Genomic DNA, 12,938 nt, shown 5'->3' with positions numbered 1-12,938 from the left:
ATAATGTGGTATTGCGTTGGGCTGGCTGTTTTGGAAACCTACATCCTCATCATTATTTCCACGGTGTTCGTGAACAACATCGTGATGGCCAAGATACTCGGCCTATGCCCGTTCATGGGCGTATCGAAGAAACTGGAAGCAGCGATCGGCATGGGGCTGGCGACGGCCTTCGTGCTGACGCTGGCGTCCGGTGCGAGCTATCTCGTCAACGAATACCTGCTCGGCCCCGAATTGTTCTATCTGCGCACGCTGTCGTTCATCGTGGTGATCGCCGGGATCGTGCAGTTCACCGAGATGTTCATCCACAAATCCAGCCCGGTGCTGTACCAGGTGCTGGGGATCTATCTGCCGCTCATCACCACCAACTGCGCAGTACTGGGGATTCCACTGCTCAATGCGCAGGAACAGCACAACTTCGTCGAATCGCTGTTTTTCGGCGCTGGCGGTGCGCTCGGCTTCACCATGGTGCTGATCCTGTTTGCCGGCATCCGCGAACGGATGGAGACGTGTGACGTTCCTTCGCCGTTCAAGGGCACCAGCATTGCAATGATCACCGCAGGCTTGATGTCGCTCGCATTCATGGGTTTCTCCGGGCTGGTCAAATAATGCTTGCCGCCATTCTGGTGATGGCCGGTATCGCAGTGGCGATCGGGCTGGCGCTCGGATGGTCGGCCATCCGCTTCAAGGTGGAAGGCAACCCGCTGGCGGAAAAGATCGACGCCATTCTGCCGCAGACGCAGTGCGGGCAGTGCGGATTTCTCGGCTGCCGGCCCTACGCCGAGGCGATCGCCAAGGGCGAGGCGGACATCAACCTGTGCCCGCCAGGCGGCGAGGAAGGGGTGAAAAAACTGGCCGACCTGCTCGGCGTGGAACCCAAGCCGCTCGACGAAAGCCATGGCGCGCCCAAGCCCAAGTCGGTGGCCTTCATCGACGAACAGACCTGCATCGGCTGTACCCTGTGCATCCAGGCCTGCCCGGTCGACGCCATTTCCGGTGCCGCCAAGCAGATGCACACCATCATTGCGGCCGAGTGCACCGGCTGCGAACTGTGCCTGCCGCCGTGCCCGGTCGACTGCATCACCATGGTGCCGATCGCCGAAGATCTGCCGCACTGGAAGTGGAAGCATCCGGTGGTGATGCTGAAGCAGGTTTCCGGAGACAGCAGCGCATGAGCCGCGAACTCTTCAAATTCAAGGGTGGCGTGCATCCACCCGAGCACAAGACGGAGTCGAACGCACGGCCGATCCACGCCGCGCCGCTGCCGAGGAAACTGGTCATCCCGCTGCGTCAGCACATCGGCAACCCGGCCAAACCGCTGGTCAACGTGGGCGACCGGGTGCTGAAAGGCCAGATGATCGGGGAAGCCGACGGCACCATCTCAGCGGCAGTGCATGCCTCCAGCTCGGGCATCGTCACCGCCATCGACCTGCAGCCGGTGCCGCATATCTCCGGTCTTCCCGACCTGTGCATCAGCATCGAAACCGACGGCCGCGACGAATGGATAGAACATGGCCCGCTCGATTACCGGACGCTGGCGCCGGCCGACCTGCGCATACGGCTGCGCGACCTGGGGCTGGCCGGCCTCGGCGGCGCGGTGTTCCCCAGCGCGGTCAAGCTCGACCCTGGCGCGACGCAGCACTGTCCCACCCTCATCATCAACGGCGGCGAATGCGAGCCGTGGATCACCTGCGACGACGTGCTGATGCGCACCCGTGCCGACGAGATCCTGCAGGGCGTGGCGATCATGCGCCACCTGCTGGGCAGCACGGAAATCCTCGTCGGCATCGAGGACAACAAGCCGGAAGCCGTCGCCGCGATGCATGCGGCCGCGGCCCGGATGGATTTTGCAGTGGAAATCGTGGTCGTGCCGGCGCGCTACCCCGGCGGCGGCGCCAAGCAGATGATCCAGGTGCTCACCGGCAGGGAAGTCCCGTCCGGCAAGCTGTCCACCGACATCGGCATCCAGGTGTTCAACGTCGGTACCGCCTACGCGCTGGCTCGCGCGGTGCACCATGGCGAACCCCTGATCTCGCGGCTGGTCACCGTCACCGGCCACGTGCTGCGCCCGCAGAACTTCGAAGTGCTGATCGGCACGCCGATGCATACGCTGATCACCCTGGCGGGCGACCGCGACGGCACCACCGGCGTACTGATGGGCGGACCGATGATGGGCATGCCGATGCCGAATCTCGATGTACCGGTGGTCAAGGCCACCAACTGCATCCTGGTGCAGTCGGCCGAGCTGTTCCCGCCGCTGCCCAAGGCTTTGCCGTGCATCCGCTGCACCCGCTGCGCCGACGCCTGCCCGGCGGAACTGCAGCCGCAGGAACTGTTCCGCTTCGCCAAGGCGGCCGATTTCGGCCGTGCGCAGGAATACCATCTGTTCGACTGCATCGAGTGTGGCTGCTGCAGCTACGTCTGCCCCAGCCACATCCCGCTGGTCGACTTCTACCGCTACGCCAAGGGCGAAATCTGGACTCGCGAAAAGGACAAGCGTGCCGCCGACCTCGCGCGCGAACGCCACGCGTTCCGCCAGTTCCGGCAGGAGCGCGAGAAAAAGGAAAAAGCCGAGAAGCTTGCCGCCAAGGCCCAGGCCAAGCGCGCCGAGCTTGCCGCCGCACCCGACGCCGCCGCCCCCAGCGAAGCCGATGCCAAGAAAGCGCTGATCGCTGCCGCACTCGCCCGCGCGCAGGCAAAAAAAGCCGGGACAGTGCCGAAGAACACCGACCATCTGTCGCCCGGCACCCAGCAAGAGATCGAGGAAATCGAGGCGCGCCGGGCTAAAATCCGCGAGCTGGCGCACCAACCGCTGGAGTCCGAAGAGAAACCCTAAGGCGTCACGGAAGAAAACGCATCATGCCCTCCCCTTTCATTATCGATCGCAGCAGCGTCACCCAGGTCATGGCCTGGGTGCTGGCGGCGCTGCTGCCCGGCATTGCGGTGTACGTCTGGGTGTTCGGGCCGGGCATCCTCGTCACCCTGTCACTCGCCACCGTCACCGCGCTGGCCGCCGAAGCGGCGATGCTAAAAGCGCGCAGCTATCCGGCCCAACCCTTTCTCACCGACCTGTCGGCCGTCGTCACCGCCTGGCTGCTGGCACTCTCGCTGCCTGCGCTGGCACCATGGTGGCTGATCGTCACCGGCACGCTGTTTGCCATCGTGGTCGCCAAGCACCTGTATGGCGGCCTGGGGCAGAACATCTTCAATCCGGCGATGGTCGGCTACGCGGTGCTGATCGTGTCGTTCCCGGTGCAGATGACGCAGTGGGCGGGCCCGCTCGAACTGACCGCGGCGCCGCTTACCCTGGCACAAAGCGCGAGCGTGATTTTCGGTGGCGACGTGTCGAAGGCCACGCTCGACGCCGTCACCATGGCGACGCCGCTGGACTCGCTGCGCACCGGCCTGCTGCAGCAGCATACCGTCGATGAAATCATGACGCAGCCGGTTTTCGGCCACTACGGCGGCATCGGTTTCGAGTGGCTGGCGACGGCGTTCCTGCTCGGCGGCCTCGTGCTGTGGGCCTTGCGCATCATCAGCTGGCAGGTGCCGCTGGCGTTCCTCGCCGGCATCTGGCTCACCGCGGGCTTCCTGCACTTCTTCGACGCCGGACGTTTCGGCGCACCGTGGTTCCATCTGTTCGCACCGTCGGTGATGCTCGGCGCATTCTTCATCGCCACCGACCCGGTATCCGGCGCCACGACGCCGCGCGGCAAGTTGATCTTCGGCCTCGGCGCGGGCTTTCTCACCATCGTCATCCGCACCTGGGGCGGCTATCCCGATGGCGTCGCGTTTGCCATCCTGCTGATGAACCTGTGCGTGCCGCTGATCGATCAATACACCCAGCCGCGCATTTATGGCGGTGCGAAAAAGGCCAAGGCACCACCCGCATGAATTCGCAAATCCGCGCGGCCCTGCGTAATGCACTGCGCACCGGCCTCATCCTGCTCGTATTTTCGCTGATCGGCACCGCGATACTGGCGTTCACCCATGACCGCACCGAGCCGACCATCGCCCGCAGCCAGCAGGCGGAGAAATTCGCGCTCATCAGCCAGGTATTGCCCGCCGCCCTGTACGACAACGACCTGCTGGCCAGCCAGCAAAGCGCGCCGCCTGACGTGCTGCTCGGCACCCGCAAGCCTTCGGCGATATGGATCGCCCGCCGTGGCGGCGCCGTCAGCGGCGTGGTGCTGGAAGCCGTCGCGCCGGACGGCTACAGCGGCGACATCGCCCTGCTGGTCGGCATCGACATCGACGGCAACGTGACCGGCGTGCGCGTCACCGCGCACCGCGAAACACCGGGACTGGGCGATTACATCGACCGCGCCAAAAGCGCCTGGATCGACCAGTTTGCCGGCAAATCGCTGACCGCCCCGCCGCCCAAGCACTGGAAAGTGGCGAAGGACGGCGGCGTCTTCGATGCCCGCGCCGGCGCCACCATCACCCCACGCGCCGTGGTCAAGGCGGTCAAAAGCGCGCTAGACTATTTTGCGCGCCACCGCGCCGCACTGGTGGCCACGCCCGAGCCAGGAGCCCAACCATGATCACCGCAACAGAATTCCGCAGCCTGTTTCACAACGGCCTCATCAAGCAAAACACCGGGCTGGTGCAACTACTCGGCCTGTGTCCGCTGCTGGCAATCAGCAACAACGTCATCAACGCGCTGTCGCTGGGGCTGGCGACCGTGCTGGTGATGGCCGCCTCCAGCGGGGCGGTGTCGGGCGTGCGCCATTTCGTGCCGAACGAAATCCGCATTCCCGTGTTCGTGCTCATCATCGCCGCGCTGGTCACGGTGATCGATCTGGCGATGAATGCCTTCGTGCACCCGCTGTATCTGGTGCTGGGGATCTTTATCCCGCTGATCACCACCAACTGCATCGTGCTGGCGCGCGCCGACGCGTTTGCCTCCAAGAATCACCCGCTGCACAGCGTAGTCGATGCGATTGCGATGGGCCTGGGCCTGACGCTGGTGCTGGTGGTGCTGGGCGCGATCCGCGAACTCGCCGGACAGGGTACGCTGCTGTCCGGCATCGACCTGGTGTTCGGCGAGGAAGCCAAGCAATTCGTGCTGCACCTGCTGCCCGGCTACAAGGGCTTTCTGCTGGCGATCCTGCCACCCGGCGCCTTCATAGCGCTGGGGCTGCTGATCGCCGCGAACAACTGGAACAAGGCGCGCGCCGAACAGCGCGCCCGCGCAGCCGTGCCGGTTGCGGCATGAAGCCGCCGCTGAAAAAACGCGTTCCCAAGCCGCGCAATCCCTATGTCGCACTGGCGATCCAGCGCCGTGCCGGCGCACATGAAAAACCGGCCAGTGCCCAGCGGCAAGCCGAAAAACAGGCATTGAAGAAGTCGCTCGATACGCAGTGACGCGCCGCATGCCACGCTCGCCATGAATCCAGCCAAACGTCGCGAAATCTTCAGCCGCCTGCGCGCGGCCAATCCGCATCCCACCACCGAGCTTGAGTACGCCACGCCATTCGAACTGCTGGTGGCGGTGGTGCTCTCGGCGCAGGCCACCGACAAGGGGGTGAACCTGGCGACGCGCAGGCTGTTTCCGGTGGCCAACACGCCCGAAGCCATCTATGCGCTGGGTGAAGCGGGTCTGGCGGATTACATCAAGAGCATCGGCCTCTACAAGAGCAAGGCCAGGCATCTCATCGCCGCCTGCCGGATGCTGGTCGAGCAGCATGGCAGCCGGGTTCCCGCCGAGCGCGCCGCGCTCGAAGCGCTGCCCGGCGTGGGGCGCAAAACCGCCAACGTGATTCTGAACACCGCTTTCGGCCAGCCGACCATGGCGGTCGACACCCACATCTTCCGCGTCGCCAACCGCACCGGCCTGGCCCCCGGCAAGACCGTGCTGGAGGTGGAAAAAAAGCTGCTCAAGACCATCCCCGCCGAATTCCGCATCGACGCCCACCACTGGCTGATCCTGCACGGCCGCTACGTGTGTCAGGCCAGAAAGCCGAAATGCCCCGAATGCATCATTGCGGATCTGTGCGAGTACAAGGACAAGCGTGTTTAATCCCAGCCGCGACCAGGCGCGTCAGTTCTTCTTCGACGTGTGGGCGAAATACCGCGCCGGACAGGCGCTGGCAGGCGCAGAACAGCCGGCGCTCGACGCCGTGCTGGCGCACCCCGAATACCACGCCATGCTCGATCGGCCCGAGCGCCATAAAGAGCGGGACTACCTGCCCGAGTCCGGCGAAACCAACCCATTTCTGCATCTATCCATGCACCTGGCGATCGCCGAGCAGCTCTCGGTCGACCAGCCGCCGGGGATCCGCGACCGCTACCAGCGGCTGCTCGGCCGGCATGGCGACGCCATGGCCGCCCAGCACGACATCATGGACTGTCTCGCGGAAATGATCTGGCAGGTACAGCGCTACCGCACGGCATTCGATTCGGCGGCGTATTTACGCTGCCTGGATCAAAAGCTCGGCCTCGCCTGACGGCCTTCCGGCAACGCCCGGACTTCGCACAGCAGGCTTCATTTTGTCGAAATCCTGTCGATAACACTGCTGAAAACATGACAGCGGCATCCGGAATGCCTCGCTGCATGCTGGCCGCTCCCACACGGCCATCGATAGTCCGGCACGAATTCAGCCTGAAGCTGCCGCCACGCGGATGGCGACCGCGAGGCATTCTGGCCGGGATCTGCCAATCCGCGACGGCATCCCTTCGCTTCACCGAAACAGGTTGATTGATGACACAGGTTGAACAACTCAAAATCAGCGGCCAGCTGCCCAGTCCACGGGGGGTGGCGCTGGCCGTGCTTGAGTTATCCCGGCGCGAGAACGCAACCCTGAGCGAAATTGCCCGGGTGGTGCAGACCGACCCCGCGCTGTCCGGACGGCTGATCAAGCTGGCGAACGTCGCTTCGCACGGCGTGCGCCCGGTAGTATCGGTGCAGGAAGCCGTGGTGCGCCAGGGCATGGCGACGGTACGCCAGCTTGCGCTGGGGTTTTCGCTGCTGGACCAGTATCGCGCCGGCGCGTGCGAAGCCTTCGACTACCAGGGATACTGGGCACATTCGCTGCTGATGGGGCTGACCATGCAGGCGCTGGGCGCGCGGATACCGGTAGCCGCAGCCGACGAGCTGTTCGTCTGCGGCCTGCTGGCCCAGGTGGGGCAACTGGCGCTGGCGACCGCCTACCCCGACGATTACAACGCGGTCCTGACGGCGCATCATGCCGATCCCGCGCAGCCGATCCTTGCCCAGGAACGCGCCCGCCTGGAAACCGACCATAGCGAACTAGGCATCGTGATGCTGACCGACTGGGGCATTCCCAAAGTCTTCACCGAGCCGCTCGCCCATTATGAGAACCCGGATCACCCCTGTTTTCCCCACGACTCGCGGACCAGCAGCCTGACGCTGATGCTGCGGCTGTCGCACCTGCTCGCCAACCTCGGGTTGGCAGATGCCGCCAGGCGCCAGCAACTGGCACGGGAATGGATGGCGCTGGCGGCCGGACTCGACATCCCGCGGGAAGCTGCCGGAGGCTTCATCGACGGCGTGATCGCCAGCTGGCATGACTGGGGCGCGCTGCTGAAGATTCCGACGACGAGGCTGCCGCCTTTTGCCGAAATCATCCATGGTCATGCGGGGACCGCGGAAAACGAGTCGCCGCTGCGCATCGTGGTGGCAGACGGCAATGCCTTCAGCCGCCGCAAAACCATGGCGCTGCTGGCCGAAGACAGCGGCCACATCGTCTATCCGGCAGACAACGGCAACACGGCTCTGGCGCTGGCGATGGAAGTGCTGCCGCACGTCATCATCGCGCACTACAACCTGCCGCAGCTCGACGGCCCGGAATTGTGCCAGGCCTTGCGCGCGACCGAAGAAGGCCGTCGCATGCATATTCTGCTGATGGCCGACGATCACTGCGAAACGCAGCTGATGCGTGCCTACGAAGTCGACGCGGATGGCTACGCGCCCAGCACCATCAGCGCCAAGGGGCTGCGTACGCGGCTCAACGCTGCGCAACGCCTGGTGCAATTGCAAAACGCCTGGGAAAAGGATCGCACGCAGCTGCGCCAGATTGCCGCCGAGCTGGCCGTGGCCAACCGGCGGCTGGCGAATGCCGCGCTGACCGACCTGCTGACCGGGCTGCCCAACCGCCGTTCGGCGATGGACCAGCTCGAACAGGCGTGGAATGCCGCTTCGCGCTCCGGTGCGCCGCTTGCGGTGATGGTGATCGATATCGACCACTTCAAGCACATCAACGACACCTACGGCCACGCTGCGGGCGACAACGTCCTGCGCGAGGCGGCCGACACCCTGCGCATGTCGGCACGCCGGGGGGACAGCGTCTGCCGGATCGGCGGCGAGGAGTTCCTGGTCATTTGCCCCAACACCGACCTCAAGGCCGCGCTGCTGTCGGCGGAACGCCTGCGCGCCACCCTGGAAGCGAAAAGAGTCACCATCGGGCAGGCGGCAAGAACCATCACCGCCAGCATCGGCGTGGCCGCCCGGGAAGCCGGCACCGCGGATAGCGATTCGCTGGTCAGCACCGCCGACCAGGCGCTCTACGCGGCCAAGAAGGCCGGGCGCAACCGGACCTGCACTCGCCAGCACCCGCTGCCCCATTGACGCGGCAAGCAGGCCACCGCGCAGGGCCGCCGGCCCTGAACCCGTGATCCGGCGGAAACCGCCCGGATCACCACTTACAAGGTGCGCGCAATCCTTTGCACCGTATCGTCCTCCGGATGCGGCTCGCTGCGGAAACCCAGGCCTGCCGCCAGTTTCAGCATCGGACGGTTGGTTTTCAGCACCTCGCCCTCCATCGTCTTCAGGCCCATGCTGCGCGCCACGTCCATCAGCACATCCATGAGCTTGTGGCCGATCCCCTGCTTCTGCCACACGTCGTCGACCACCAGGGCGAATTCGCAGGACTCACCGTCCGGATTGATGGCATAGCGCGCCACGCCCAGCTCCACTTCCCCACCGTCGATTTCTGCCAGCGCCAGCAGTGCCATTTCCCGCGTGTAGTCGATCTGGGTGAGGCGCGCCAGCATGGCGGGGGACAGCTCGCTCACCGCGTCCATGAAGCGGAAATACTTGGTTTCCTCGGACAGGCTGCGCACGAACTTCTGTGTCAGTTCGGCATCTTCCGGGCGGATCGGGCGGATGACGACGTCATTGCCATTGGGCAATTGCCAGTAGGTCAGCAGATGCGCCGGGTAGGGGTGGATCGCCATGTGGCCGTAGCGGTCGGCCGTCGGCACGCGGGGAGCGATGACGATGCGGGCATCCAGCGCCAGTGCGCCGCGTTCGTCCACCAGCAGCGGATTGATGTCCAGTTCGGCCAGCCAGGGCAATTCGCAGACCATTTCCGACAGTCGCAGCAGCACGTTCTCCAGCGCGTCCATGTCGACCGGCGGGCGGTTGCGGAACGCGCCCAGCAGGGTGGCGACGCGGGTGCGCCGGATCAGGTCGTGCGCCAGATAACGGTTCAGCGGCGGCAGCGTCACCGCACGATCCTGCAGGGCTTCGACGTCGACGCCGCCGGCACCGAACACGATCACCGGCCCCAGCACCGGGTCCGAGATCATGCCGAGCAACACTTCGCGGGCGTGCGGACGCATCACCATGGGCTCGATGACGATGCCGTCCAGGGTGGCGTCGGGACGGAGCCGCTTCACATCGGCCAGCATCTCGCTGAAAGCGGAGCGCACCGCCTGGCCGCTGGACAAGCCCAGCCGCACGCCATTGACGTCGGATTTGTGGGTGATGTCCGGCGAATTGATTTTCATCACCACCGGGAAGCCGATCTGCTGCGCCATCAGCATGGCCTCCATGGGACTGCGCGCGATCAACGTCGGCGCGATCGGGATGCGGAAAGCCGCCAGCAGCGCCTTCGATTCCACCTCGTTGAGCAGATGCCGGCCCTGCGCCAGCGCGCTTTCGACGATCAGGCGGGCGCCTTCCGCGTCCGGCTCGGTTTGCTGTGACAATGGTCCCGGCGTCTGCATCGACTGGCGCTGGTTCTCGTAAAAGGCAGAAAGGAAGGAGAACACCTCGACCGCCGGCTCCGGCGTGGTGAAGTACGGAATGCCGGCCTGCTTGAACAGACGCCGTCCCGCGTGTACCTGCGCCTCGCCCATCCAGCAGGTCAGCACCGGCTTGTGCGAGGTCTTCGCCACCTCCACCACCGCCTCGGCCACCTCGGTCGGCCGGGTCATCGCCTGCGGCGTCAGCATCACCAGCACGCCGTCGACGTTGTCGTCGGCGAGGCAGGCGCCCACCGCCGCGCGGTAACGCCCGGCGGCGGCGTCGCCGATGATGTCGAGCGGATTACCGTGCGACCAGTTGGCCGGCAGCACAGCGTCGAGCGCATCGAGCGTCGCCGGCGACAGCTCCGCCATGCGCACACCCAGATCCACCGCGAGATCAGTCGCCATGACGCCGGGGCCGCCGCCGTTGGTGACGATGGCAAGACGGTTGCCGCTGGGCCGGATGTGGCTGGACAGCGCGCGCGCCGAGGCGAATAGCTGCACGATGGTGTTGACCCGCACCACTCCGGCGCGCCGCACCAGGGCATCGAACACCGCGTCCGATCCCACCAGCGCGCCGGTATGCGACTGCGCCGCCTTTGCCCCCGTCGCGTGGCGCCCCACCTTGACCATGACGATGGGCTTGAAGCGGGCCGTCGCCCGCAGCGCGCTCATGAAGCGGCGCGCGTCGCGGATGCCTTCGATGTAGAGCAGGATGCCCCGGGTCTGGGTGTCGTAAGCCAGGTAATCGAGGATTTCGCCGAAATCCAGGTCGGCCGACGCACCGGTGGAGATCACGCTGGAAAAGCCGATGCCGTTGGTTTCCGCCCAGTCCATCATCGCGGTGCAGATCGCGCCGGACTGCGACACCAGCGCCAGGTCTCCGTTCAGGGTGGTGCCCTGGCTGAAGGTGGCATTCAGCCCGATAGCCGGCCGCTGGATGCCCAGGCAGTTGGGGCCGATGAAGCGAATGCCGTATTGCTTCGCTGTGCGGGTCACGACGGCTTCCAGCGCCGCGCCCTGTGCGCCCACTTCACGGAAACCGGCCGACAGCACGACAGCATGGCGGATGCCACGCTGCCCGCATTGCTCCATGATCGGTGCGATAGTCGGCGCGGGGGTGGCGATCAGCGCCAGCTCGGGCACCGCCGGCAACTCGCCGGCGCTGGCATAGCAGCGCTCGCCGAACACAGTCTCGTGCTTCGGGTTGACCGGAAAAACCTGGCCGCCGTAGCCGGATTTGCGCAGGTTCCGGAACAGGGTTCCAGCGACCGAATCCTCGCGTTCGCTGGCACCGAAGACCGCAACCGAACGGGCGTTGAACAGGGGATGCAGATAGTGTTGGGACATGGCTTCGTGAGAACGGCGTGCGGCGGCGCAGCGGCCGGATCGGGGATGCCCTATCCTAGGCCATCCTCCGTTACAGCGCCATCTCGCCGGGCGTATAGTTGAGCCATTCAGCACCTTGACTCGCCATGCACACCGCCTATATCACCCACCCCGAATGCCTCAAGCACGACATGGGCAACTGGCACCCGGAAAGCCCGCTGCGTCTGCGCGCCATCGATGACCGGCTGCATGCCGCCCACCTGTTCGATTATCTGATCCACCACGAAGCCCCGCTGGTGCACCGCAGCCAGCTGCTCAGAGCGCATGACGCCGCCTATATCGATTCCATCGAGGCCGCCTCGCCCTACGAAGGCTTCCACGCGCTCGACCCCGACACCGGCATGAACCCGCACAGTCTGGATGCCGCCTACCATGCGGCCGGCGGCGCGGTGATGGCGGTCGACCTGGTGATGCGCGGCGAAGTGGCCAGCGCCTTCGTCGCCTGCCGGCCGCCCGGACACCACGCCACCCGCAGCCAGGCCATGGGGTTTTGCATCTTCAACAACGTCGCCGTGGCGGCCGCGCATGCCCTGGAAGCGCACGCCCTGGAACGGGTCGCCATCGTCGATTTCGACGTTCATCACGGCAACGGTACCGAGGACATCTTCAGGAACGATCCGCGCGCGATGCTGTGCTCCACCTTCCAGCACCCCTTCTACCCGTTTAGCGGCGCCGACAGCGCCAGCGCGCACATCGTCAACGTGCCGCTGCCCGCCGGCACCGGCGGCCCCGCCTACCGTGAAGCCTTCAGCACGCAAATCATGCCGCGCCTGGAAGCCTTCCGGCCGCAGATGCTGTTTTTCTCCGCCGGCTTCGACGCCCACCGCGAGGACGACATGGCGCAGTTCGGCCTGGTCGAAGCGGATTATGTCTGGATCACCGAGCAGGCGATGGGCGTGGCTGCGCGCCACGCCGAAGGGCGCATCGTCTCGGTACTGGAAGGCGGCTACGACCTCAGCGCCCTGGGACGCAGCGTGGCGGTGCACATCAAGACTCTGGCGGATTTATAACCGCCTCGCGGCTGAATCAGCCATGCCCTGAATCGGGTGCGGAGAGGCAATCAGGATCGGCTGGTTGCAGCCAACCAGCAAGCGTCAGCGCATATCCTTTCGGTATCCGCTAGCCGAATCACGGCATCCTTATAACGCATCGACCAGGGTTGCCCGTACCCGCACTGCGCCCTTCCAGTGCCACTTCCAGTACACGTGAATACTGGCGTACCGCGCCAATGATGAGGCGGCATTTCGGGCAGCAGCGGTGAATTCATGAGAAAGGCCCGCCAGGGCTTAAAGGTGAGCTCAGGTCAGCCGGTACTGGCGGGGAGCGCCTGTATCCAGAAGTGTTATCATTGAATAATGATTTCTATAAAACTATTTTCTGGGTATATACCACGCCGTTTACACACGCCCCTCTCGCACAGGAGGCAGGCCATACCCTTTCCCAAGCCGGCCGGACATTGTTTCGAGATCATTCCCGACACGCAGGGGATTTCATCCGCATCGGTATAACACGGTCCATCGGTCCGTTCAGCCGGTTACAAAAGCACAGCCACGGCATCG

The 12,938-nt window shown here is 65.1% G+C and carries 12 protein-coding genes; 11 read left to right on the top strand and 1 reads right to left on the bottom strand.

What is annotated here, in order from left to right:
• The first annotated feature begins 30 nt into the window (after nt 1-30).
• From rsxA to B059_RS0100910, 10 genes are all read left to right on the top strand, one after another.
• The gene (gene rsxA, locus B059_RS0100955) at nt 31-606 is read left to right on the top strand and encodes an electron transport complex subunit RsxA (protein WP_018076366.1); all 576 of its coding nucleotides are present in this window, start codon (nt 31-33) and stop codon (nt 604-606) included.
• A complete protein-coding gene (rsxB, locus tag B059_RS0100950) occupies nt 606-1,172 on the top strand; it encodes an electron transport complex subunit RsxB (RefSeq protein ID WP_018076365.1) in 567 nt (188 codons plus the stop codon). The genes rsxA and rsxB overlap by 1 nt, the downstream gene beginning before the upstream one ends.
• Nucleotides 1,169-2,833, top strand: coding sequence for an electron transport complex subunit RsxC (rsxC, locus tag B059_RS0100945; protein WP_018076364.1), 1,665 nt, complete (start codon nt 1,169-1,171; stop codon nt 2,831-2,833). Before rsxB ends, rsxC begins: the two co-directional genes overlap by 4 nt.
• A gap of 23 nt (nt 2,834-2,856) precedes the next feature.
• A complete protein-coding gene (gene rsxD, locus B059_RS0100940) occupies nt 2,857-3,891 on the top strand; it encodes an electron transport complex subunit RsxD (protein ID WP_018076363.1) in 1,035 nt (344 codons plus the stop codon).
• Nucleotides 3,888-4,541, top strand: a complete 654-nt coding sequence (rsxG, locus tag B059_RS0100935; protein WP_018076362.1) for an electron transport complex subunit RsxG — start codon at nt 3,888-3,890, stop codon at nt 4,539-4,541. Before rsxD ends, rsxG begins: the two co-directional genes overlap by 4 nt.
• The gene (locus B059_RS0100930) at nt 4,538-5,215 is read left to right on the top strand and encodes an electron transport complex subunit E (RefSeq protein WP_018076361.1); all 678 of its coding nucleotides are present in this window, start codon (nt 4,538-4,540) and stop codon (nt 5,213-5,215) included. The genes rsxG and B059_RS0100930 overlap by 4 nt, the downstream gene beginning before the upstream one ends.
• A complete protein-coding gene (locus B059_RS21075; protein WP_018076360.1) occupies nt 5,212-5,364 on the top strand; it encodes a hypothetical protein in 153 nt (50 codons plus the stop codon). Before B059_RS0100930 ends, B059_RS21075 begins: the two co-directional genes overlap by 4 nt.
• Nucleotides 5,365-5,386: 22 nt before the next feature.
• Entirely contained in the window at nt 5,387-6,019 is a 633-nt protein-coding gene (gene nth / locus B059_RS0100920) for an endonuclease III (protein ID WP_026177210.1), read from the top strand.
• Nucleotides 6,012-6,446: a DUF1841 family protein gene (locus B059_RS0100915; protein WP_018076359.1), complete on the top strand. Its 435-nt coding sequence runs from the start codon at nt 6,012-6,014 to the stop codon at nt 6,444-6,446. The genes nth and B059_RS0100915 overlap by 8 nt, the downstream gene beginning before the upstream one ends.
• A gap of 254 nt (nt 6,447-6,700) precedes the next feature.
• A complete protein-coding gene (locus tag B059_RS0100910) occupies nt 6,701-8,587 on the top strand; it encodes a diguanylate cyclase (RefSeq protein ID WP_018076358.1) in 1,887 nt (628 codons plus the stop codon).
• A gap of 74 nt (nt 8,588-8,661) precedes the next feature.
• Here the strand turns inward: B059_RS0100910 and B059_RS0100905 are convergent, their stop codons facing one another.
• The gene (locus tag B059_RS0100905) at nt 8,662-11,340 is read right to left on the bottom strand and encodes a bifunctional acetate--CoA ligase family protein/GNAT family N-acetyltransferase (RefSeq protein WP_018076357.1); all 2,679 of its coding nucleotides are present in this window, start codon (nt 11,338-11,340) and stop codon (nt 8,662-8,664) included.
• 125 nt (nt 11,341-11,465) lie between these two features.
• Here B059_RS0100905 and B059_RS0100900 point away from each other — a divergent pair, with 125 nt between their 5' ends.
• Nucleotides 11,466-12,389, top strand: a complete 924-nt coding sequence (locus tag B059_RS0100900) for a histone deacetylase family protein (RefSeq protein WP_018076356.1) — start codon at nt 11,466-11,468, stop codon at nt 12,387-12,389.
• The last annotated feature ends 549 nt before the right edge of the window (nt 12,390-12,938 follow it).

The sequence above is a fragment of the Thiobacillus denitrificans DSM 12475 genome, assembly GCF_000376425.1.
In the GTDB taxonomy this organism is placed as follows: Bacteria; Pseudomonadota; Gammaproteobacteria; order Burkholderiales; family Thiobacillaceae; genus Thiobacillus; species Thiobacillus denitrificans.
The sequence above is the reverse complement of the archived record's forward strand: the minus strand, read 5'-3'. Positions and strand labels throughout refer to the sequence as shown.

Bases quoted from the DNA above. Each gene is read 5' to 3' on its own strand.
- rsxB (WP_018076365.1), top strand. From the start codon at position 606: ATGCTTGCCGCCATTCTGGTGATGGCCGGTATCGCAGTGGCGATCGGG.
- rsxC (WP_018076364.1), top strand. From the start codon at position 1,169: ATGAGCCGCGAACTCTTCAAATTCAAGGGTGGCGTGCATCCACCCGAG.
- rsxD (WP_018076363.1), top strand. From the start codon at position 2,857: ATGCCCTCCCCTTTCATTATCGATCGCAGCAGCGTCACCCAGGTCATG.
- rsxG (WP_018076362.1), top strand. From the start codon at position 3,888: ATGAATTCGCAAATCCGCGCGGCCCTGCGTAATGCACTGCGCACCGGC.
- B059_RS0100930 (WP_018076361.1), top strand. From the start codon at position 4,538: ATGATCACCGCAACAGAATTCCGCAGCCTGTTTCACAACGGCCTCATC.
- B059_RS21075 (WP_018076360.1), top strand. From the start codon at position 5,212: ATGAAGCCGCCGCTGAAAAAACGCGTTCCCAAGCCGCGCAATCCCTAT.
- nth (WP_026177210.1), top strand. From the start codon at position 5,387: ATGAATCCAGCCAAACGTCGCGAAATCTTCAGCCGCCTGCGCGCGGCC.
- B059_RS0100910 (WP_018076358.1), top strand. From the start codon at position 6,701: ATGACACAGGTTGAACAACTCAAAATCAGCGGCCAGCTGCCCAGTCCA.
- B059_RS0100905 (WP_018076357.1), bottom strand. From the start codon at position 11,340: ATGTCCCAACACTATCTGCATCCCCTGTTCAACGCCCGTTCGGTTGCG.
- B059_RS0100900 (WP_018076356.1), top strand. From the start codon at position 11,466: ATGCACACCGCCTATATCACCCACCCCGAATGCCTCAAGCACGACATG.